General features: G+C 46.4%; 21 protein-coding genes. 1 reads left to right on the forward strand and 20 read right to left on the reverse strand.

Annotation, left to right across the window (positions count from 1 at the left end; all coding sequences use genetic code 11):
- Window positions 1-7 precede the first annotated feature (7 nt).
- From atpG to D8S93_RS20330, 20 genes are all read right to left on the reverse strand, one after another.
- Window positions 8-874, reverse strand: coding sequence for a F0F1 ATP synthase subunit gamma (atpG, locus tag D8S93_RS20235; RefSeq protein WP_150916029.1), 867 nt, complete (start codon window positions 872-874; stop codon window positions 8-10).
- Window positions 875-918: 44 nt separating this feature from the next.
- Entirely contained in the window at window positions 919-2460 is a 1542-nt protein-coding gene (gene atpA, locus D8S93_RS20240; protein ID WP_005394084.1) for a F0F1 ATP synthase subunit alpha, read from the reverse strand.
- Between the two features lie 13 nt (window positions 2461-2473).
- The gene (gene atpH, locus D8S93_RS20245) at window positions 2474-3007 is read right to left on the reverse strand and encodes a F0F1 ATP synthase subunit delta (RefSeq protein WP_152815131.1); all 534 of its coding nucleotides are present in this window, start codon (window positions 3005-3007) and stop codon (window positions 2474-2476) included.
- Window positions 3008-3021: 14 nt separating this feature from the next.
- Window positions 3022-3492: a F0F1 ATP synthase subunit B gene (atpF, locus tag D8S93_RS20250; protein ID WP_031780375.1), complete on the reverse strand. Its 471-nt coding sequence runs from the start codon at window positions 3490-3492 to the stop codon at window positions 3022-3024.
- Window positions 3493-3566: 74 nt separating this feature from the next.
- Window positions 3567-3821: a F0F1 ATP synthase subunit C gene (gene atpE / locus D8S93_RS20255; protein ID WP_002540812.1), complete on the reverse strand. Its 255-nt coding sequence runs from the start codon at window positions 3819-3821 to the stop codon at window positions 3567-3569.
- A 57-nt stretch (window positions 3822-3878) separates the two neighbouring features.
- A complete protein-coding gene (gene atpB / locus D8S93_RS20260) occupies window positions 3879-4691 on the reverse strand; it encodes a F0F1 ATP synthase subunit A (protein ID WP_005378922.1) in 813 nt (270 codons plus the stop codon).
- 8 nt (window positions 4692-4699) lie between these two features.
- Window positions 4700-5089: a F0F1 ATP synthase subunit I gene (locus tag D8S93_RS20265; protein WP_005378921.1), complete on the reverse strand. Its 390-nt coding sequence runs from the start codon at window positions 5087-5089 to the stop codon at window positions 4700-4702.
- A 189-nt stretch (window positions 5090-5278) separates the two neighbouring features.
- On the reverse strand, window positions 5279-6160 hold the full coding sequence (locus D8S93_RS20270) for a ParB/RepB/Spo0J family partition protein (protein WP_109170325.1): 882 nt from the start codon (window positions 6158-6160) through the stop codon (window positions 5279-5281).
- 24 nt (window positions 6161-6184) lie between these two features.
- Window positions 6185-6958, reverse strand: coding sequence for a ParA family protein (locus tag D8S93_RS20275; RefSeq protein WP_005383838.1), 774 nt, complete (start codon window positions 6956-6958; stop codon window positions 6185-6187).
- 10 nt (window positions 6959-6968) lie between these two features.
- Window positions 6969-7604 (reverse strand): 16S rRNA (guanine(527)-N(7))-methyltransferase RsmG, encoded by a 636-nt coding sequence (rsmG, locus tag D8S93_RS20280; RefSeq protein ID WP_005394093.1) that lies wholly within the window; start codon window positions 7602-7604, stop codon window positions 6969-6971.
- Window positions 7604-9499 (reverse strand): tRNA uridine-5-carboxymethylaminomethyl(34) synthesis enzyme MnmG, encoded by a 1896-nt coding sequence (gene mnmG / locus D8S93_RS20285; protein WP_047010278.1) that lies wholly within the window; start codon window positions 9497-9499, stop codon window positions 7604-7606. Before mnmG ends, rsmG begins: the two co-directional genes overlap by 1 nt.
- A 477-nt stretch (window positions 9500-9976) precedes the next feature.
- Window positions 9977-10411 carry an FMN-binding protein MioC gene (gene mioC, locus D8S93_RS20290; RefSeq protein WP_005394096.1) on the reverse strand — a complete coding sequence of 145 codons (435 nt, stop codon included), beginning with the start codon at window positions 10409-10411 and terminating at the stop codon, window positions 9977-9979.
- 100 nt (window positions 10412-10511) lie between these two features.
- On the reverse strand, window positions 10512-11873 hold the full coding sequence (gene mnmE / locus D8S93_RS20295) for a tRNA uridine-5-carboxymethylaminomethyl(34) synthesis GTPase MnmE (protein ID WP_152815133.1): 1362 nt from the start codon (window positions 11871-11873) through the stop codon (window positions 10512-10514).
- A gap of 117 nt (window positions 11874-11990) precedes the next feature.
- Window positions 11991-13613, reverse strand: a complete 1623-nt coding sequence (gene yidC, locus D8S93_RS20300) for a membrane protein insertase YidC (protein WP_005383834.1) — start codon at window positions 13611-13613, stop codon at window positions 11991-11993.
- Between the two features lie 2 nt (window positions 13614-13615).
- The gene (gene yidD, locus D8S93_RS20305) at window positions 13616-13873 is read right to left on the reverse strand and encodes a membrane protein insertion efficiency factor YidD (RefSeq protein WP_005378822.1); all 258 of its coding nucleotides are present in this window, start codon (window positions 13871-13873) and stop codon (window positions 13616-13618) included.
- Entirely contained in the window at window positions 13840-14163 is a 324-nt protein-coding gene (rnpA, locus tag D8S93_RS20310; RefSeq protein ID WP_012841263.1) for a ribonuclease P protein component, read from the reverse strand. The genes yidD and rnpA overlap by 34 nt, the downstream gene beginning before the upstream one ends.
- Before the next feature lie 46 nt (window positions 14164-14209).
- Complete coding sequence (gene rpmH / locus D8S93_RS20315) at window positions 14210-14344, reverse strand: 50S ribosomal protein L34 (protein WP_005378825.1); 135 nt, start codon at window positions 14342-14344, stop codon at window positions 14210-14212.
- Window positions 14345-14586: 242 nt separating this feature from the next.
- On the reverse strand, window positions 14587-15324 hold the full coding sequence (locus tag D8S93_RS20320) for an amino acid ABC transporter ATP-binding protein (RefSeq protein ID WP_005378827.1): 738 nt from the start codon (window positions 15322-15324) through the stop codon (window positions 14587-14589).
- The gene (locus D8S93_RS20325; RefSeq protein WP_005378829.1) at window positions 15321-15992 is read right to left on the reverse strand and encodes an amino acid ABC transporter permease; all 672 of its coding nucleotides are present in this window, start codon (window positions 15990-15992) and stop codon (window positions 15321-15323) included. Before D8S93_RS20325 ends, D8S93_RS20320 begins: the two co-directional genes overlap by 4 nt.
- Before the next feature lie 114 nt (window positions 15993-16106).
- Window positions 16107-16853 (reverse strand): amino acid ABC transporter substrate-binding protein, encoded by a 747-nt coding sequence (locus D8S93_RS20330; RefSeq protein ID WP_005378831.1) that lies wholly within the window; start codon window positions 16851-16853, stop codon window positions 16107-16109.
- Between the two features lie 412 nt (window positions 16854-17265).
- Between D8S93_RS20330 and dnaA the strand changes: the two genes are divergently transcribed.
- Window positions 17266-18672, forward strand: a complete 1407-nt coding sequence (gene dnaA, locus D8S93_RS20340) for a chromosomal replication initiator protein DnaA (protein WP_005378835.1) — start codon at window positions 17266-17268, stop codon at window positions 18670-18672.
- Window positions 18673-18677 lie beyond the last annotated feature (5 nt).

The raw sequence follows: 18677 nt of genomic DNA on the forward strand, positions 1-18677 counted from the left end.
CCTAAGCTTAAACCGCAGCTGCACCACCAACGATTTCCGATAGTTCTTGTGTGATCGCAGCCTGACGGGCTTTGTTGTACACAAGTTCCAAATCGTCAATCAAGTTGGTTGCGTTATCCGTTGCAGCCTTCATCGCAATCATTCGAGCCGCTTGTTCACAAGCAAGGTTCTCAACCACACCTTGGTATACCTGAGACTCTACGTAACGCACTAGTAGCGTATCCAGTAGAGGTTTTGGCTCAGGCTCATAGATGTAGTCCCATGAGTGCTCACGCTGCATCTCTTCGCTGTCCGATTTAGGCAAAGGTAGCAATTGATCGATCGTTGGTTGCTGAACCATAGTATTCACAAACTTGTTGAATACTACGTATAGACGGTCCAGCTCACCTTCATCGTATTTCTTCAGCATTACGCCAACAGAACCGATTAGGTCTTCTAAGCTTGGGTTATCACCCAGGCCAGAAACCTGTGCCGCAACTTTTGCGCCACCATGTTTAAAGAAAGCTGTTGCTTTTGAGCCAACAACGGCAAGCTCAATCTCAGCACCTTTCTCTCTCCATGTTTGCATGTCTGTAACGGCTTTTTTGAACACGTTAATGTTCAAACCACCACACAGACCACGGTCTGTCGAAACGATGATGTAACCAACACGTTTAGCTTCACGCTCTTCTAGGTACGGATGACGGTACTCTAGGTTTGCGTTAGCCACATGACCGATCACTTTACGCATTGTTTCAGCGTATGGACGAGAAGCTTCCATTGCATCTTGAGAACGACGCATTTTTGAAGCTGCTACCATTTCCATCGCTTTCGTAATTTTCTGCGTGCTTTTAACACTACCGATTTTATTACGTATCTCTTTTGCGCCGGCCATCGTTACTCTCCGTTAGTTGGTGGCAGAAACTGCCACCGACCTAATTACCAAGTTTGGGTTGCTTTGAAGTCGTCAGTCAGTTTCTTCAACTGAGCTTCGATTTCATCGTTGTAAGCGCCAGACTTGTCGATCTCAGCTGCTAGTTCAGCGTATTGACCGCGAGCGTACGATAGTAGAGCCGCCTCGAAATCTAGAACTTTGTTAAGTTCTACATCATCAAGGTAACCGCGCTCTGCCGCGAAGATAGTTAGAGCTTGATCAAATACAGACATTGGAGCGTACTGCTTCTGCTTCATTAGTTCTGTTACTTTTTGACCATGGTCTAGCTGTTTCTTCGTTGCTTCATCAAGGTCAGAAGAGAACTGAGCAAATGCAGCTAGTTCGCGGTATGCAGCTAGTGCTGTACGGATACCACCTGATAGTTTCTTGATGATTTTCGTCTGAGCTGAACCACCTACACGAGATACTGAGATACCTGGGTCAACCGCTGGACGAACACCGGCGTTGAATAGCTCAGTTTGTAGGAAGATCTGACCATCGGTAATCGAGATTACGTTAGTCGGTACGAATGCTGAAACGTCACCTGCTTGAGTTTCGATGATAGGAAGAGCTGTCAATGAACCAGTCTTACCTTTCACTTCACCGTTAGTGAAACGTTCTACGTACTCCTCGTTTACACGAGCTGCACGCTCTAGTAGACGCGAGTGTAAGTAGAATACGTCACCTGGGAATGCCTCACGGCCTGGTGGACGTTTAAGTAGTAGAGAGATCTGACGGTAAGCTACCGCTTGCTTAGATAGGTCATCGTAAACAATCAGTGCGTCTTCACCGCGATCGCGGAAGTATTCACCCATCGCACAACCTGCGTATGGCGCTAGGTATTGCAGCGCTGCAGATTCAGAAGCTGATGCAACTACAACGATAGTGTTTTGTAGTGCGCCGTGCTCTTCTAGTTTGCGAACTACGTTAGCGATAGTCGATGCTTTCTGACCAATTGCTACGTAGATAGAGAAAATACCAGAGTCTTTCTGGTTGATGATCGCGTCGATCGCCAGTGCTGTTTTACCAATCTGACGGTCACCGATGATAAGCTCACGCTGACCACGACCGATAGGGATCATTGAGTCAACTGACTTATAACCAGTTTGCACAGGTTGGTCTACCGATTTACGGTCGATTACACCTGGTGCGATCACTTCTACAGGCGAAGTCATTTTCGCTTCGATTGGACCTTTACCATCGATAGGCTCACCCAGCGTGTTTACTACGCGGCCTAGTAGTTCTGGACCAACTGGCACTTCAAGAATGCGGCCAGTACCTGTAACTTTCATGCCTTCCTTAAGGTCAGCATATGGGCCCATTACAACCGCACCAACCGAGTCACGCTCAAGGTTAAGTGCCAGTGCATAACGGCCACCCGGTAATTCAATCATTTCACCTTGCATCACGTCCGCTAGGCCGTGGATGCGGATGATACCATCGCTTACCGATACGATAGTACCCTCGTTGCGAGCTTCACTAACAACTTCGAAAGATTCGATACGTTGTTTGATTAGATCGCTAATTTCCGTGGAATTAAGTTGCATGCTCCAATCCCCATTAAGACTGCAATGCATCGCTCAGGCGGTTCAAACGACCACGCGCTGAGTCATCGATGACTAGGTCTCCGGCTCGAATAATAACCCCACCAAGTAGGGTCTCATCTACACTGCAATTCAGCTTCACTTTGCGTTCAAGACGCTTTTCAAGTTTGCTGCCAATGTTTGCAAGTTGCTCATTAGAAAGTTCTGTTGCTGAAATGACTTCAACATCGATTTCTTTCTCATGCTCTTTCTTCAGAGTGTAAAACTCTGTGCAAACATCAGGAAGGGCCGCTAAACGACCATTCTCAGCCATCACCTTCAAAAGGTTTTGACCGTGCGTATCAACTTGTTCGCCGCAAACTGCAACAAAAATCTCTGCCATTTTATCAGCAGAAACCGAACCGGTTAGAAGTTCGTTCATTTGTTCGTTTTTGGCCACTTCAGCAGCAAAAGATAACATTTGGCCCCATTGGTCCAACTGGTCTTTCTCTAAAGCAAAGTCGAAGGCTGCTTTAGCATAGGGGCGTGCGATAGTAGTCAAATCAGACATATGCGCCCCCAGACTTAAAGTTTTGCAGTAATGTTGTCGAGAATATCTTTTTGCGCATCTTTATCGATAGAACGCTCAAGGATTTTCTCAGCACCAGCTACAGCCAGAGTAGCAACTTGTTTGCGCAGGTCATCGCGCGCACGATTGCGTTCAGCTTCAAGTTCTGCTTCTGCTTGCGCTAGGATTTTCTGGCGTTCTGCCTGAGCTTCCTCGCGAGCTTCATCAAGAATTTGAGACTTGCGCTTGTTCGCTTGTTCGATGATCTCAGTTGCTGTGCGCTTCGCTTCTTTCAATTGATCAGAAGCGTTGGCTTGTGCTAGATCCAAGTCTTTCGCAGCACGTTCTGCTGCTTGAAGGCCATCAGCAATTTTCTTCTGACGCTCTTCGATCGCTTTCATCAATGGTGGCCATACATACTTCATGCAGAACCACACAAATAGTGCAAACGAGATTGCTTGACCTAGCAGAGTTGCGTTTATGTTCACAACAGCTACCCCTCTATTTGGACTTAGTGTTAATCAGTGACAAGCGCTAATCGCTCGTCCCGAGTTAAAGGTGATTAACCTAGTTGACCAACGAATGGGTTTGCGAAAGTGAATAGTAGCGCGATTACGATACCGATCATTGGAACCGCATCAAGTAGACCCGCGATGATGAACATCTTAACTTGTAGCATAGGAGCCATTTCTGGTTGACGTGCAGCACCTTCTAGGAATTTACCACCTAGCAGTGCGAAACCAATCGCTGTACCAAGAGAAGCAAGACCGACGATAATACCTACGGCGATTGCAGAAAAGCTCAGTAAAGTTTCCATTACTATCTCCAATTTATAGTTGTTGGCTTAGTGCCCAAATAAAAAGCTTTAAAAAAATTAATGATCAGGATCTTCGTGTGCCATTGACAGGTAAACAATTGTCAACATCATGAATACGAAGGCTTGAATCGTAATAACCAAGATATGGAAGATTGCCCACGGTAGTGAACCCATCCATTGTAAGTACCATGGTAGCATTGCCGCACAAAGAATGAATACAACCTCACCCGCGAACATGTTACCGAATAAACGCATACCAAGTGATAGAGGCTTCGCCAGTAGCGATACCACTTCAATCAGTAGGTTAAACGGAATCATAAGTGGGTGATTGAATGGATGTAGTGCAAGTTCTTTTGCGAATCCACCTAGACCTTTCACTTTGATGCTGTAGTAAATCATCAATGCAAAAACGCCTAGAGCCATAGCCATGGTGATATTCACATCAGCAGACGGTACAACCTTAAGGTAAGGGATACCTAGCCAATGTTCTGCTGGGTACGGTAAGAAGTCGATAGGAACTAAGTCCATCACGTTCATCAAAAATACCCAACAAAAGATAGTCAGTGCTAAAGGCGCGATCAGTGGGTTGCGTCCATGGAACGTGTCTTTGACGTTATCGGCGACAAATTCAACGATCATTTCTACAGCACACTGAAGCTTACCCGGTACACCCGCTGTTGTTCTCTTCGCTACTTTGTAAAAAATTCCGAGGAAGATTAAACCAGTAAACCAAGAAAAAAACAGGCTATCGATATGTACGTTCCAGAAACTTGTCTCCGACCCTACTAAACCCAACTTATACAGCGATAGGTTAGAAAGGTGGTGGGCAATGTAACCGGACGATGTTAGCGCTTCACCTGGCGCAGCCATAACTCATCCTATTTTTTGTTGTTAATGAATAGCACTGGTGCACAGATATTAATACCTAGTACCAGCAAATAGGTTAGTTTGAGGGGAACAAGTTCCACCTGCATATACATGTAGGCAACATAGAACAGTGCAACCGTGATGAGAATTTTCAGTACTTCACCCGTATAGAAGGAAGCCGCGATGCGCTTGGCAGCGCGAGCCCCACTAAACATGAAAGCACACAGCGCGAATACTGCATTGGCAACAACAAAAATGCCTCCGCCAATCAGCGCTGAAAATCCCCAGTCAGGATTTATGGCTACCGCCATTCCTGCTGCCACAAAAATAACCGCGCCAGACTGGATCATTAACAATTGCCTTGCGAGCTCTCGTCCTGGTCTAGCTAACGCAGCTACCATGTATTCGTACCTCTAGTAATATCCACTTCGCACTAAACTCTCTGTGCTGGGAAATTGGCGAAAATTATACGTTCAGTTCAACGTAAAGCAATTCGATTGCATCAAAAACTTACAGTTTTGTTTACAAAACGACAACTTTCGCACAAAATTCGATTAATTAGATTAATTGACCTAAATCAATTATCTCATCTAGGCCTCAAGCTTGGCAATTAGTTGGTCCAATTTGTGAGGCTCATCAATACTTATCGTCAATTTCGCTTTTCCGTTTGCAGAACGGGTCAGAGAAACTTTTGCATCAAGCAGCTGACTCAATTTATGCGACATTTGCTCAGCTTCGGTATCTTCTTGTTGCCCTTTTTGCTCATTTTGTGGGGCTAAGCACTTTTTTACTAACTGTTCGGTTTGGCGAACAGTCATTTGCTTTTTCGCGACTTGTTGAGCAACCTCAACCTGCTGTTCCCCCTGCAAGGCCAATAGCGCTCGCGCATGACCCATTTCTAGCAATTTATCCGCAACCAAGCTTTTCACATTGGACTCAAGCTGATTTAAACGTAACAAGTTACTGACCGTCGTTCTCGACTTACCAATCACTTCTGCGACTTGTTGATGCGTAAGCGTAAATTCGTCTTGTAAGCGCTCAAGCGCTTGTGCTTCTTCAATCACATTCAAGTCTTCACGTTGAATGTTCTCAATCAACGCCATGGCAATCGCCGCGCGATCTTCGACTTTCTTCACCAAACACGGCACGCGTTTTAAACCAGCCTGCCTTGCCGCACGCCAGCGGCGCTCACCAGCGATGATCTCAAACTGACCACTTTCAACCTGGCGAACCACGATTGGCTGAATAATGCCTTGTGACTGAATCGAAGCCGCTAATTCTTCTAGCGCTTCAGGCGCCATATCTTTACGCGGTTGGTATACGCCCGGTTGCAATTGACCAATCGCTAAGTCGGTTAACTCACCGTCTGCCGATAATTCTTGGCTATGCGATGCAATATGCTGTTTTTCACGAGCAAACGAACTGGTCGACAATAACGCATCCAGTCCTTTTCCGAGACCACGCTTAGACATGGGATTGAATTCCTTAGGTTAGAGTTAAACTGGGATTTCTTCGCGGCGGAGCATTTCGCCCGCTAGAGCAAGATACGCTTTGGCCCCTGCAGAGTACTTATCGTAGTACATCGCTGGTTTACCGTGACTTGGCGCTTCGGCCAAACGCACATTACGCGGAATGACGGTACGGTAAACTTTATTGCCAAAGTGTTTTTTAAGTTGATCAGACACTTCATTCGATAGGCGGTTGCGCGGGTCGTACATAGTACGCAGTAAACCTTCGATTTTGAGGTTTTCATTAACCACAGCCGCTAACTTGCTGATTGTGTCCATAAGAGCAGTTAAACCTTCTAACGCAAAGTATTCACATTGCATCGGCACCAGCACAGAATCAGCTGCCGCCATCGCATTGATTGTAAGAAGATTTAGAGAAGGAGGACAATCAATAAAGATGAAATCATAGTTATCGCGAACTGACGACAATGCATTTTTTAAACGCACTTCGCGAGCGAACACTTCCATCAATTTGATCTCTGCCGCGGTTACGTCTCCGTTCGCCGCGATCAAATCATACTTCCCTGTGGTTTGGGTACAAACGACTTGATCGAACGGTGTATCTTCGACCAAAAGATCGTATGCGGTGGCATCGACCATATATTTATCCACGCCACTGGCCATCGTAGCATTGCCTTGCGGGTCGAGATCGATCACCAAAACCTTGCGCTTTGTTGCCGCCATCGAAGCCGCTAAGTTAATGCACGTTGTTGTTTTGCCGACCCCACCTTTCTGGTTGGCGATTGCTACAATTTTACCCACGATTACCTCGCTAATTTTCCTTGCGCGATAAGATTACTAGATGACGATCACCTTCCAACTCAGGAACAGCTAAAGATATGATCTCTGTCACACTGCACCATTCAGGAAGCTGATCCATTTCATCTTTAGGGTGCTGTCCTTTCAGCGCTAGAAACACCCCATGCTCTTGTTTCGGCAAATGGTGGCACCATTCCACCATGTCTGTCATTGAAGCAAAAGCTCGACTCAAAACGCCATCAAATTTTTCTTCAGGTTGGAATTCTTCGACGCGACTTTGAATTGGTGTCACGTTTTTCAGCCCTAATGTGTGCACGACTTGCTTGATAAAACGGATGCGTTTGCCAAGACTGTCGAGCAAGAAGAAGGTCTTCTCAGGGTTCATGATTGCCAAAGGTATGCCCGGTAAGCCCGGACCAGTACCAACATCAATAAAGCGCTCACCGGGCAGGTGTGTGCTCACCACGATGCTATCAAGAATATGTTTCACTAACATATCAAGCGGATCGCGCACCGACGTTAAATTGTACGCTTTGTTCCACTTGTCGAGCAGTTCGACGTAACCGACCAATTGCTCTCTTTGTTGCTCAGACACTTCTAAATCGGTTTTCGCGATCAGTGAATCCAGCTTTGTTCGCAATGCGCTCATTATTCTTCCTCACCTTTCTTCAGCAAACCATGCTTTTTCAAGTGAACAAGTAGAATAGAAATTGCAGCAGGCGTAATACCAGAAATGCGCGATGCAATACCGATGCTCTCTGGTTTGGCTTCACTCAGTTTAGCAACGACTTCGTTTGATAAACCTTTTACATCGCGGTAATCCAAATCAGCAGGTAACTTGGTATTTTCGTGACGTAGTGATTTTTCGATCTCTTCCTGCTGACGCTTGATGTAACCATCGTATTTTACTTGAATTTCAACTTGCTCAGCCGCTTGCTGATCTTCAAGTGCAGGAGCAAACGCTTCAAGTTGCGTCAGTTGCGAATAAGTGATCTCTGGACGACGCAGAAGATCCTCACCACTCGCTTCACGTGCCATTGGGGTTTTCAGCAGCTTGTTCAGCTCATCAACGCCTTCTGATTTCGGATTCATCCACGTTGATTTCAAACGCTGACGTTCCGTTTCCATGTTATTGAGTTTCTCGTTAAAGCGAGCCCAACGAACATCGTCAATCAAGCCTAACTCGCGTGCTTTTTCCGTTAAACGTAAATCAGCGTTATCTTCACGTAGCAACAAGCGGTATTCCGCACGAGAAGTGAACATGCGGTACGGTTCTTTGGTACCCATGGTCGATAAATCATCAATCAATACGCCCATGTAAGCTTGGTCACGACGTGGGCTCCAGCCTTCTTTGTCTTGGCTGTACAAGCTTGCGTTTAAACCCGCCATCAAACCTTGCGCTGCGGCTTCTTCGTAGCCAGTCGTACCATTAATCTGACCGGCAAAGAACAGACCATGAATAAACTTGGTTTCGTACGTTTGCTTCAAATCACGTGGATCGAAGAAATCGTACTCAATCGCATAACCAGGACGAACGATATGCGCATTTTCAAAGCCTTTCATTGAGCGAACGATTTGTACTTGCACATCAAATGGCAAGCTAGTCGAGATACCGTTAGGGTATAGCTCGTGCGTCGTTAAACCTTCTGGCTCAATGAAGATTTGGTGGCTATTTTTATCCGCAAAACGCATCACTTTGTCTTCAATCGACGGGCAGTAACGCGGGCCAATGCCTTCAATCACACCCGCGTACATCGGACTGCGATCCAAGTTGCTACGGATCACATCGTGCGTTTGCTCATTGGTGTGCGTAATAAAACATGGGATCTGACGCGGGTGTTGTTCGCGTTTACCCATGAATGAAAATACAGGCGTAGGGTTATCACCGTGCTGAGCTTCAAGCACTGAAAAATCAACGGTGCGAGCATCAATGCGCGGTGGGGTACCCGTTTTTAAACGATCCACACGGAATGGCAGTTCACGTAATCGATCCGCTAATGCGATCGACGGTGGATCTCCTGCACGTCCGCCTGAAGAGCTCTCCATGCCAATGTGGATCTTACCACCAAGAAACGTACCTACCGTTAGTACGACGGCTTTCGCATGGAAGCGAAGTCCCATTTGAGTCACCACGCCAACCGCGCGGTCTTGCTCAACAATCAGATCATCCACTGACTGCTGGAACAGCGTTAAGTTGGGGGCATTTTCTAATGCGTTACGGACGTACGCTTTGTACAGAGCACGATCCGCTTGAGCTCGAGTCGCTCGAACTGCAGGACCTTTGGAGGCATTTAGTGTACGGAATTGAATACCTGCATGGTCGATGGCTTCAGCCATCAAACCGCCCATAGCATCCACTTCTTTTACTAAGTGACCTTTACCAATACCACCAATCGCCGGGTTACAAGACATCTGGCCTAATGTATCGATGTTATGGGTAAGGAGAAGCGTTTTTTGTCCTGTGCGTGCAGATGCGAGCGCGGCTTCCGTTCCTGCGTGTCCGCCACCGACAACAATGACGTCAAAGTTTTCGTGATAAAGCATGAACTGACCTCAGGTATTCAAAGGGATTTAATGGACAGATAAAGGAGCCGTATTTTACCTGCTTTATGCCACAGAGAAAAACGTTTTCTCGTTTTATCCGTTTTAAGCTTCAAGATAAATATATATAAGATCTATATATATGATCTTTTATTAGATCTACTATTAGGATCGACCGTTTCTGTGGATAACCTAAAAATGATCAACAAGATCATAGATCTTCTTTGGATCATATCTTGTGATCATGATTGGATCAGATCGAGGATTACCTGGGATCAAAAGTGGTAGTTATACACAGGGGGTAAAATTGATCAAAGTTGTTATTGGGATAACTAAAGGAAAATCACTGGATCTTATCGTAGTTATCCACAGCTCGTTTGATTGGTTTTTGAGCAGTTAAACAAAATAATTTGACGGGAGTTATTCACATTGGGGAAAACAGAGCCGAATTTCGACTCTGTTGAAGGGAAAGCGGAGAGCTTAAAAGCGTTCGATATTCTCTTTTAACCATGCCTCAGCGGCGTCTTCGGGTACTGCATGGCTCAGTACATCAATCTTAAGACAATCAGCGAGCGGTGTGGCACCAATGTCCTCTAGTAAATCATAAGCGTGTTGACCAGCGGCGCAGAACGTATCATAGCTTGAATCACCAATCGCAATCACTGCGAACTTTACGTCGGTCATTTTCGGCGGGGTATTTTGTAATGCCGCGATAAAAGGTTGAATATTATCAGGGTACTCACCAGCCCCATGGGTTGAGGTGATCACCAACCACGTTCCTTGATTTTCGATCTCATCGAGGGACGGTTGGTTGTGGATCGTTGTTTCAAATCCATTCTCGTTGAGTAGATCACTCAGGTGATCCCCTACGTATTCTGCGCCACCTAGCGTGCTGCCTGTAATAATGTGGATCATACTTCTTCCTTATTGAATGCGACGGCTAAAGCTCATGGATGGCTTGCCGTACAAAAAGAAACGCGGTGTGAGTTAAGCTCAGCACCGCGCGTTCGATTATTTACTTCCCGATACAGAATGAAGAGAAGATTCGGCCCAGTAAGTCGTCAGAACTGAACTCTCCGGTAATCTCGTTGAGATGCTGTTGGGTGATGCGCAGCTCTTCTGCCAGTATCTCACCAGCCATATAGCCTTCAAGCTGTTCTTGGCCTATTTGAAGGTGCTGTGCGGCGCGTTCCAACGCATCGAGGTGACGGCGACGAGCCATAAAGCCACCTTCACTGTTGCCTGAGAAGCCCATGCATTCTTTTAGGTGTTCACGCAGAGCTTCAACCCCTGCACCAGTTTTCGCTGACAAGCGGATGAGGGTAGGGTTATTGACGTGGCAGATCCCCATTTCTTCACCCGTTTGATCCGCTTTGTTTCGGATCACGGTTATGCCGATGTTGTCGGGTAGGCGATCCACAAAGTCTGGCCAGATATCTTTCGGATCGGTGGCATCGGTTGTGGTGCCATCCACCATGAACAAGACGCGGTCTGCTTGAGCGATTTCATCCCACGCGCGCTCGATACCGATTTTCTCGACTTCGTCGGAGGCATCACGCAGACCTGCTGTATCAATGATGTGCAGTGGCATACCATCAATGTGGATATGCTCACGCAGGACGTCACGCGTGGTACCTGCGATGTCGGTTACGATTGCAGACTCTTTGCCTGATAGCGCGTTCAGTAGGCTTGATTTGCCCGCATTTGGACGACCAGCAATCACGACTTTCATCCCTTCACGCATGATTGCGCCTTGGTTGGCTTCTTTGCGCACCGCATCTAGGTTGTCGATGATGGCTTGTAGGTCACCAGCCACTTTGCCGTCGGCCAGAAAGTCGATCTCTTCTTCTGGGAAGTCGATGGCTGCCTCAACATAGATACGCAAATGAATCAGCGACTCAACTAAGGTATTAATGCGCCCTGAAAAGGCGCCCTGTAAGGATTGCAGCGCCGATTTTGCTGCTTCTTCAGAACTTGCATCAATGAGGTCTGCAATTGCTTCTGCTTGAGCGAGGTCGAGTTTATCGTTCAGGAACGCGCGTTCAGAGAACTCACCAGGGCGAGCTGCTCGAATACCATTAATACCTAGAATGCGTTTTATCAGCATATCCATCACGACGGGGCCGCCATGGCCTTGCAGCTCAAGTACGTCTTCACCTGTAAATGAGTGCGGGTTAGGGAAGTACAGAGCGATGCCCTGATCAAGCACAGTGTCATCTTCTGACTTAAACGGCAGGTACTCTGCATAGCGAGGCTTTAGTGTCTTACCCGTGACTTCTAACGCCACTTGGTTGGCTTTAGGGCCTGATACTCGAATAATACCGACACCGCCACGACCAGGCGCGGTCGCTTGAGCGACAATCGTATCTGTAGTCATAATTTTGCCTTTTGAGCTGGGCTCAAATTGAGCCATAACTTTAGTTAGCTGAATTGTAATCAGCCAAAAACAAAAAGGCGACCTTTTGGCCGCCTTTCTCAATCTTTTCCTAAAAGGTTACTTGCTGTGTAAGCCTTTTTTCTCCAATCCTTTGTAGATAAGAGTTTGCTGGATAAGCGTTACGATGTTCGACACCAACCAGTACAGAACGAGACCTGATGGGAAGAACAAGAAGAAGAAGGTAAACATAACCGGCATAAAGGTCATGATCTTCTGCTGCATTGGATCCGTTACCGTTGTCGGGCTCATCTTCTGGATTAGGAACATAGACGCACCCATCAATAGCGGCAGGATGTAGTAAGGGTCCTGTGCTGAAAGGTCATGAATCCAACCGAAGAATGGTGAGTGACGAAGCTCTACCGATTCCATTAGCGCCCAGTATAGTGCGATGAAGATAGGCATCTGTAGGATAAGAGGTAAACAGCCACCTAGTGGGTTTACTTTCTCTTTCTTGTACAGTTCCATCATTTCTTGGCTCATACGCTGACGGTCATCACCGATGCGCTCACGCATAGCTTGCAGCTTAGGCTGAAGCATACGCATTTTCGCCATAGACGTGTATTGCGCTTTCGTTAGTGGGTACATTGCACCACGAACGATGAAGGTCAGACAGATGATTGCCACACCCCAGTTACCAACAAAGCTCTGGATGAATGAAAGCAACATATGAAGAGGCTTCGCAATGAACCATAACCAGCCGTAGTCCACTACTAGGTCTAGGTTAGGTGCCACTTCTGCCATTTCATCTTGCAGTTTTGGACCAACCCAAAGTGTTGCTTCAAACTTAGCCTGATCGCCTGTTGCGATAGTTTTGTTCGGCATACGAACGCCGATGTCGCCTAGGTTGCCAATTACACGAGTGTATAGGTTAGTACCTGGTTCGTTACGTGGGATCCAAGCTGCGGCAAAGTAGTGCTGAATCATTGCTGCCCAACCTTGGCCATCGGCTAGGTTAAGAGACAGGTTGCGATCCTGCATATCATCAAAGCTGTACTTCTTGTAACGCGTATCTTCTGTTGAGTATGCGCCACCACGGTAAGTAGGCATTGTGATGCTACCACCATCGTCCATTAGGTTTTGACGTAGGTGAGCGTACATACCAAATGTTGCGTTGTTGCCTGAGTTGTTCACTACATCGTATTCAACATTAAGCGCGTAGCTGCCGCGTTTAAATATGTAAGTTTTGGTGTATTCGATGCCGTTTGCAGTGAATGTCATCGGAACGCGAAGTTCATCTTGACCGTCAGCCATTGTGAAGCTGTCTGCACTTACGTTGTAGTGAGGGCGATTTGTGCTGCTCAAGTCGATACCTTGAGGACCCACTAGACCGCTTTGAGCGATAAATTGGTGACCTTGAGCGTCTTTAAGCAGAACAAAGGAATCTGATGAATCTAACTCAGCAGAGTATTCGTTAAGGTTGGCATGTACCACATCGCCACCAACGGTGTCGATCGACAGAGTTAAAACATCAGTCGTTACTGTGATAGTTTTTGCAGAAGCTTGCTGTTGGCCAGGAACTGGGTCAAGTTCATCAGCAAAAGATGGTGCAGGTAGAGTGCTGCTTGATTGAGCCTGTTCAACTGCTTGAGGTTCTGGATTCTTTGCAACTTGCCATTGTTGAAACAGCAAAAAAGAAACCAGGGCCAAACCGATGAGCAGGATATTACGTTGAGAATCCATCGTTAGTTATCTCTGTCTTGTTTTTGGACTGGTGGAACGGGGTCATACCCCCCTTCATTCAAAGGGTGGCATTTTAATAGACGTTTGCCTGATAACCAACATCCTTTTACAAAACCGTGAGCTCTCAAAGCTTCTAGCGCGTAAGTGGAACAGGTTGGTGTGAACCGGCAACGAGGACCAATCAAAGGGCTGATAAACCAGCGATACAGATAAACGAGCCCAATGGCTATCCACGTGAAGGGCGAGACAGGCGTTGCCATAGCTTATCAAACAACTTAAAAATTTCCTCATTGCTTAAATCTTGCGCGCTTTTCTTCGCAATCACAACAAAATCTTTGTTTGGAAGCTGATGTTGATTGTTACGAAAGCTTTCACGAGCCAAACGCTTAAATCGGTTACGACCGACAGCCGTTTTGATTTGCTTTTTTGGAACCGCTAAACCTAATCGTGGGTGAGAAAGTTTGTTCTTGCGAGCAATGATGGTGAAATGAGGCGAGCCAGCTCGATGAGCTTGCTGGAAGACGTTTTGATAATGCTCGGGAGTTAACAAACGTAACTCCCGATTAAACGCGTACGTGTTCAAAATAAACTAGCGATTATTTTGATAGGCGCGCACGGCCTTTTGCACGACGTGCGTTGATAACTTTACGACCGTTCTTAGTTGCCATGCGAGCACGGAAGCCGTGAGTACGCTTGCGCTTTAGAACTGTAGGTTGAAAAGTGCGTTTCATGATAATTACCTTTACTGATCAGTAGTTTTAGGTTCTTGTTAAACCCGGCGTGGGTATTTGCTTTCTTATATAAAGAAGCTCTTTATATAGAGAAGGACAACCGACGCCTCTCAACAAAGAGGCGGAATTGTAATCACACTCACATAATGTGTCAATGACTCAATGAGTACGAAATTCCGGCCGGGCGATTATACGTAGTGTGAGTAAAATCTCAAGGATCAATCGATCCTGATGCTTGATCGTTACTCTATTCCTACTTGGTTAAGGAATTTTTTCAAACGAGGATCTTGTGGATTATCGAAGATATCCTGTGGAGAACCTTGCTCAACGATATTGCCTTCCGCCATGAAGATCACTCTATCAGCGACTTCTTTCGCGAATTGCATCTCGTGCGTCACCACCAGCATGGTTTGATGCTGATTAGCTAACTTCTTCATTAATGAGAGAACTTCTCCAACCCATTCCGGATCCAACGCAGAAGTTGGTTCGTCAAATAACAGCAGTTCTGGTTGCAGCGCCATCGCTCGGCCGATACCCACACGTTGTTGTTGGCCGCCAGACAATGCCGCTGGATAACTATCGCCTTTATCCCCAAGGCCGATGTCATCCAGAATTTGTTGCGCTCGTTTGAGAGCATCGGCTTTTTTCCAGCCTCGAACGGTCACTAGACCTTCGGCAATGTTCTGGCGCGCATTCATGTGGGCAAACAGGGCATAGTTTTGGAACACAAAGCCAGTTCGACGACGCAGCGCTAATACTTCGGCTTTAGTGTGTTTTTGAGTATCAACGGAGATGTCATCTATCGTGATACGACCTTCATCTGCTTGTTCTAGAAAGTTCACCGTACGCAGCAAGGTTGATTTACCCGTACCACTTGAGCCGATAATCACGATGATCTCACCTTGCTTAATATCGAGGTCGATGCCTTTCAGCACTTCAGTCTCACCAAAACGTTTGTGAATATTTTCTAATTTGATCATCGTACGTACGCCTTATTCAGTTTTGCTTCTGCCCAGATTTGTACGCGAGTCAAAATCACCACCACACCCCAGTAAATAAGAGCAACCGCAAGGAAAGCTTCAAAGAAACGGAAACTTGATGAGGCTTCCATCTGTGCTTTCGCCATGATTTCGGCCACACCAAGCGTGAAGGCGAGAGACGTTGACTTGATCATATCGATGAAATAGTTCATCAATGAAGGCAGTGCGACACGCGTTGCTTGAGGTAAAATGACGCGGCGCATCGCCTGAGATGTTGTCATACCCACCGACAAGCTCGCTTCCATCTGGCTACGATCAATACCAATAATGGCGGCACGAATACTTTCCGCCATATAAGCGGCAAAGTGCAGCGTTAAACCGATCACCGCTGCTGAGAAGGCATCAATACCCACCATCAATGGGAAAATTTGTGGTAAGCCGTAATAAAGCAGGAAAAGCTGAACTAAGAGAGGGGTGCCACGGAAGAAGCTGATGTACAGTTGGCTTAATTGATCCAGAACTGGCAGTTTAAATACGCGAATATTGGCTAAAATGACGGATAAAATCAGTGAAAACACCAATCCCCATGTCGCCATTTCCATGGTAGTGCCAAGATATTTCAGCAATATCGGCAGCAGTTCCAACATGTAATTAAAGTCAAATCCCATACGGCTTACCTAAAGGCTAGAGAAAAGAAAAGGTGGAAAACAAGTTCCACCTTTACGTAAGTTTATTTTAGTCCGAGAGTGATACCACTTTGCGGCCTAAAGTACAAAGAGTTCTTATTTCGTGATGTCAGCGCCAAACCACTTCACGGAAATTTTCTCTACTGTACCATCTGCGCGCATCTCAGCCAGTGCTTTGTTTACTTCTTCTTGCAGCTTACGACCTTTCTCGTTGTCAACGAAAGGCCATGCGTTTTGAATGGTCTCAAACGGTTCGCCTGCCAATTCCAGAGGAAGGCCAGTTTTCTTAATCAGCTCTAACGCAGAAAGACGATCCATTACAAACGCGTCTGCACGACCGAGCGCCACGTCATGTTCGATACCTGTGTCGTACGTTTTAATGTTGATCTTGCCGTCTTTGTCGTATTGACGCAGCAGTTGCTCGAAGTTAGATCCTAGGTTCACCGCAACGGTTTTACCCGCGAGATCGTCAACACCTTTAATGCTGTCGTTACCTTTACGCACGGTAATTTGTGCGCCATCTACAACGTAAGGGTCAGCAAATAGGTATTTGGCTTTACGCTCATCAGTCATGGTGATTTGGTTGGAGATCGTATCGATGCGACCGGTTTCTAGCAGACCAAATAAACCAGAGAAGTTAGCGGTTACGTATTCGATTTTGTAATCGTTGCGTTTGCCGATTTCATCCCACATGTCGACTTCAAAGCCTTGTAGCTTATCTTGCTTTACAAAAGTAAACGGGAAGTAGCGACCTGACATACCAACTTTGACTTCAGTAGCGGCTTGTACGGTTGCTGCCGACAGTGCAATGGCTGCAACGGCAACCTTAATCCAGTTTTTCATAATACATCTCCATAATTTTATGGTTGGAAATACTACTGTTAGTTAGCTCAATTAAATAAATAACCAAGAGCAATAACCTAGACCTGTGAGTTATTAGATAATAGAAGAAGAATGTTAAATGTGACGAAAATGCGAACTGAACCAGGGGAAATGATCGACAAAATCAGCATTGGGAATAAAATAATACACAGACTTATCACCAATCACTCGATCTTGTGAATTTTGCCCAATTGTGGATCGTTGTGTGGGCAAATTTGGGGCAAGGTGTGTTGATCTCATCAAGTTTGCAGAAATAATTGTGAATAACTTGGATCTTATTCACTGGATCGTCGATCAATCGCTGGCGATCTTGGTTATCAACAGGTAAAATTGCCAGTCTTTTCCGATAATTCAATTACTCAGTGGGGGCACCGTGTCATCTTCGCTTTGGCTGCAATGTTTGCAGCAGCTTCAAGAAGAGCTACCAGCTACAGAATTCAGCATGTGGGTTCGTCCGCTACAAGCGGAGCTCAATGACAATACTCTCACTCTATTCGCGCCAAACCGCTTTGTGTTGGACTGGGTGCGTGATAAGTATCTGAACAATATTACTCGCTTACTGCAGGAATACTGTGGTGGCGACATTCCTAACTTACGCTTTGAAGTGGGGAGTCGACCTGTCTCTGCTCCAAAACCAGCGCCGACACGTACGCCTGCAGATGTGGCTGCGGAGTCATCTGCACCTGCGCAATTACAGGCGCGTAAGCCAGTACACAAAACCTGGGATGACGACGCTCAAGCGATTGCGGCGATCAATCACCGCTCAAACATGAACCCAAAACACAAGTTCGACAACTTTGTTGAAGGTAAGTCGAACCAACTGGGTTTGGCTGCGGCGCGTCAGGTATCGGATAACCCAGGTGCAGCTTACAACCCACTATTCCTATACGGCGGCACGGGTTTGGGTAAAACCCACTTATTGCATGCGGTGGGTAACGCGATTGTGGATAACAACCCGAACGCGAAAGTGGTCTACATGCACTCAGAGCGTTTTGTGCAAGACATGGTGAAAGCGCTGCAAAACAATGCGATTGAAGAATTCAAACGCTACTACCGCAGTGTGGATGCACTCCTTATCGATGACATCCAATTCTTTGCTAATAAAGAACGTTCGCAAGAAGAATTCTTCCATACCTTCAACGCACTATTGGAAGGTAACCAGCAGATCATCTTAACGTCTGACCGTTATCCTAAAGAGATTAATGGCGTTGAAGATCGTCTTAAATCTCGCTTTGGTTGGGGGCTTACTGTTGCGATCGAGCCGCCTGAGCTTGAAACGCGTGTGGCGATCTTGATGAAAAAAGCCGAAGATCACCAAATCCACCTTGCTGATGAAGTGGCATTCTTCATTGCCAAGCGTCTGCGTTCGAACGTTCGTGAGCTAGAAGGTGCACTGAACCGCGTTATCGCTAACGCGAACTTTACTGGCCGTCCAATTACGATTGATTTTGTTCGTGAAGCGCTGCGCGATCTGCTTGCTCTACAAGAGAAGCTGGTGACGATCGATAACATTCAAAAGACCGTGGCGGAATACTACAAGATTAAAGTGGCGGACTTGCTGTCTAAGCGTCGTTCTCGTTCTGTAGCGCGTCCTCGTCAGCTGGCTATGGCGTTAGCAAAAGAGCTAACCAACCACAGTTTGCCTGAAATTGGCGATGCGTTTGGTGGCCGCGATCATACGACCGTACTTCATGCGTGTCGCAAGATTGAGCAGCTGCGTGAAGAGAGCCACGATATTAAAGAAGATTACTCTAACTTGATTCGCACCCTGTCCTCGTAATCGGT

The sequence above is a fragment of the Vibrio sp. VGrn 2 genome, assembly GCF_009361695.1.
In the GTDB taxonomy this organism is placed as follows: Bacteria; Pseudomonadota; Gammaproteobacteria; order Enterobacterales; family Vibrionaceae; genus Vibrio; species Vibrio diabolicus.

What these genes read in the sequence shown, in the direction of transcription:
- D8S93_RS20325 (WP_005378829.1), bottom strand. Translation starts at nt 15,992, where the DNA reads ATGGGATTTGACTTTAATTACATGTTGGAACTGCTGCCGATATTGCTG.
- mnmG (WP_047010278.1), bottom strand. Translation starts at nt 9,499, where the DNA reads ATGCTTTATCACGAAAACTTTGACGTCATTGTTGTCGGTGGCGGACAC.
- yidD (WP_005378822.1), bottom strand. Translation starts at nt 13,873, where the DNA reads ATGGCAACGCCTGTCTCGCCCTTCACGTGGATAGCCATTGGGCTCGTT.
- atpB (WP_005378922.1), bottom strand. Translation starts at nt 4,691, where the DNA reads ATGGCTGCGCCAGGTGAAGCGCTAACATCGTCCGGTTACATTGCCCAC.
- D8S93_RS20320 (WP_005378827.1), bottom strand. Translation starts at nt 15,324, where the DNA reads ATGATCAAATTAGAAAATATTCACAAACGTTTTGGTGAGACTGAAGTG.
- D8S93_RS20265 (WP_005378921.1), bottom strand. Translation starts at nt 5,089, where the DNA reads ATGGTAGCTGCGTTAGCTAGACCAGGACGAGAGCTCGCAAGGCAATTG.
- mnmE (WP_152815133.1), bottom strand. Translation starts at nt 11,873, where the DNA reads ATGACTACAGATACGATTGTCGCTCAAGCGACCGCGCCTGGTCGTGGC.
- rpmH (WP_005378825.1), bottom strand. Translation starts at nt 14,344, where the DNA reads ATGAAACGCACTTTTCAACCTACAGTTCTAAAGCGCAAGCGTACTCAC.
- mioC (WP_005394096.1), bottom strand. Translation starts at nt 10,411, where the DNA reads ATGATCCACATTATTACAGGCAGCACGCTAGGTGGCGCAGAATACGTA.
- yidC (WP_005383834.1), bottom strand. Translation starts at nt 13,613, where the DNA reads ATGGATTCTCAACGTAATATCCTGCTCATCGGTTTGGCCCTGGTTTCT.
- D8S93_RS20330 (WP_005378831.1), bottom strand. Translation starts at nt 16,853, where the DNA reads ATGAAAAACTGGATTAAGGTTGCCGTTGCAGCCATTGCACTGTCGGCA.
- atpG (WP_150916029.1), bottom strand. Translation starts at nt 874, where the DNA reads ATGGCCGGCGCAAAAGAGATACGTAATAAAATCGGTAGTGTTAAAAGC.
- atpE (WP_002540812.1), bottom strand. Translation starts at nt 3,821, where the DNA reads ATGGAAACTTTACTGAGCTTTTCTGCAATCGCCGTAGGTATTATCGTC.
- D8S93_RS20270 (WP_109170325.1), bottom strand. Translation starts at nt 6,160, where the DNA reads ATGTCTAAGCGTGGTCTCGGAAAAGGACTGGATGCGTTATTGTCGACC.
- atpH (WP_152815131.1), bottom strand. Translation starts at nt 3,007, where the DNA reads ATGTCTGATTTGACTACTATCGCACGCCCCTATGCTAAAGCAGCCTTC.
- rsmG (WP_005394093.1), bottom strand. Translation starts at nt 7,604, where the DNA reads ATGAGCGCATTGCGAACAAAGCTGGATTCACTGATCGCGAAAACCGAT.
- atpA (WP_005394084.1), bottom strand. Translation starts at nt 2,460, where the DNA reads ATGCAACTTAATTCCACGGAAATTAGCGATCTAATCAAACAACGTATC.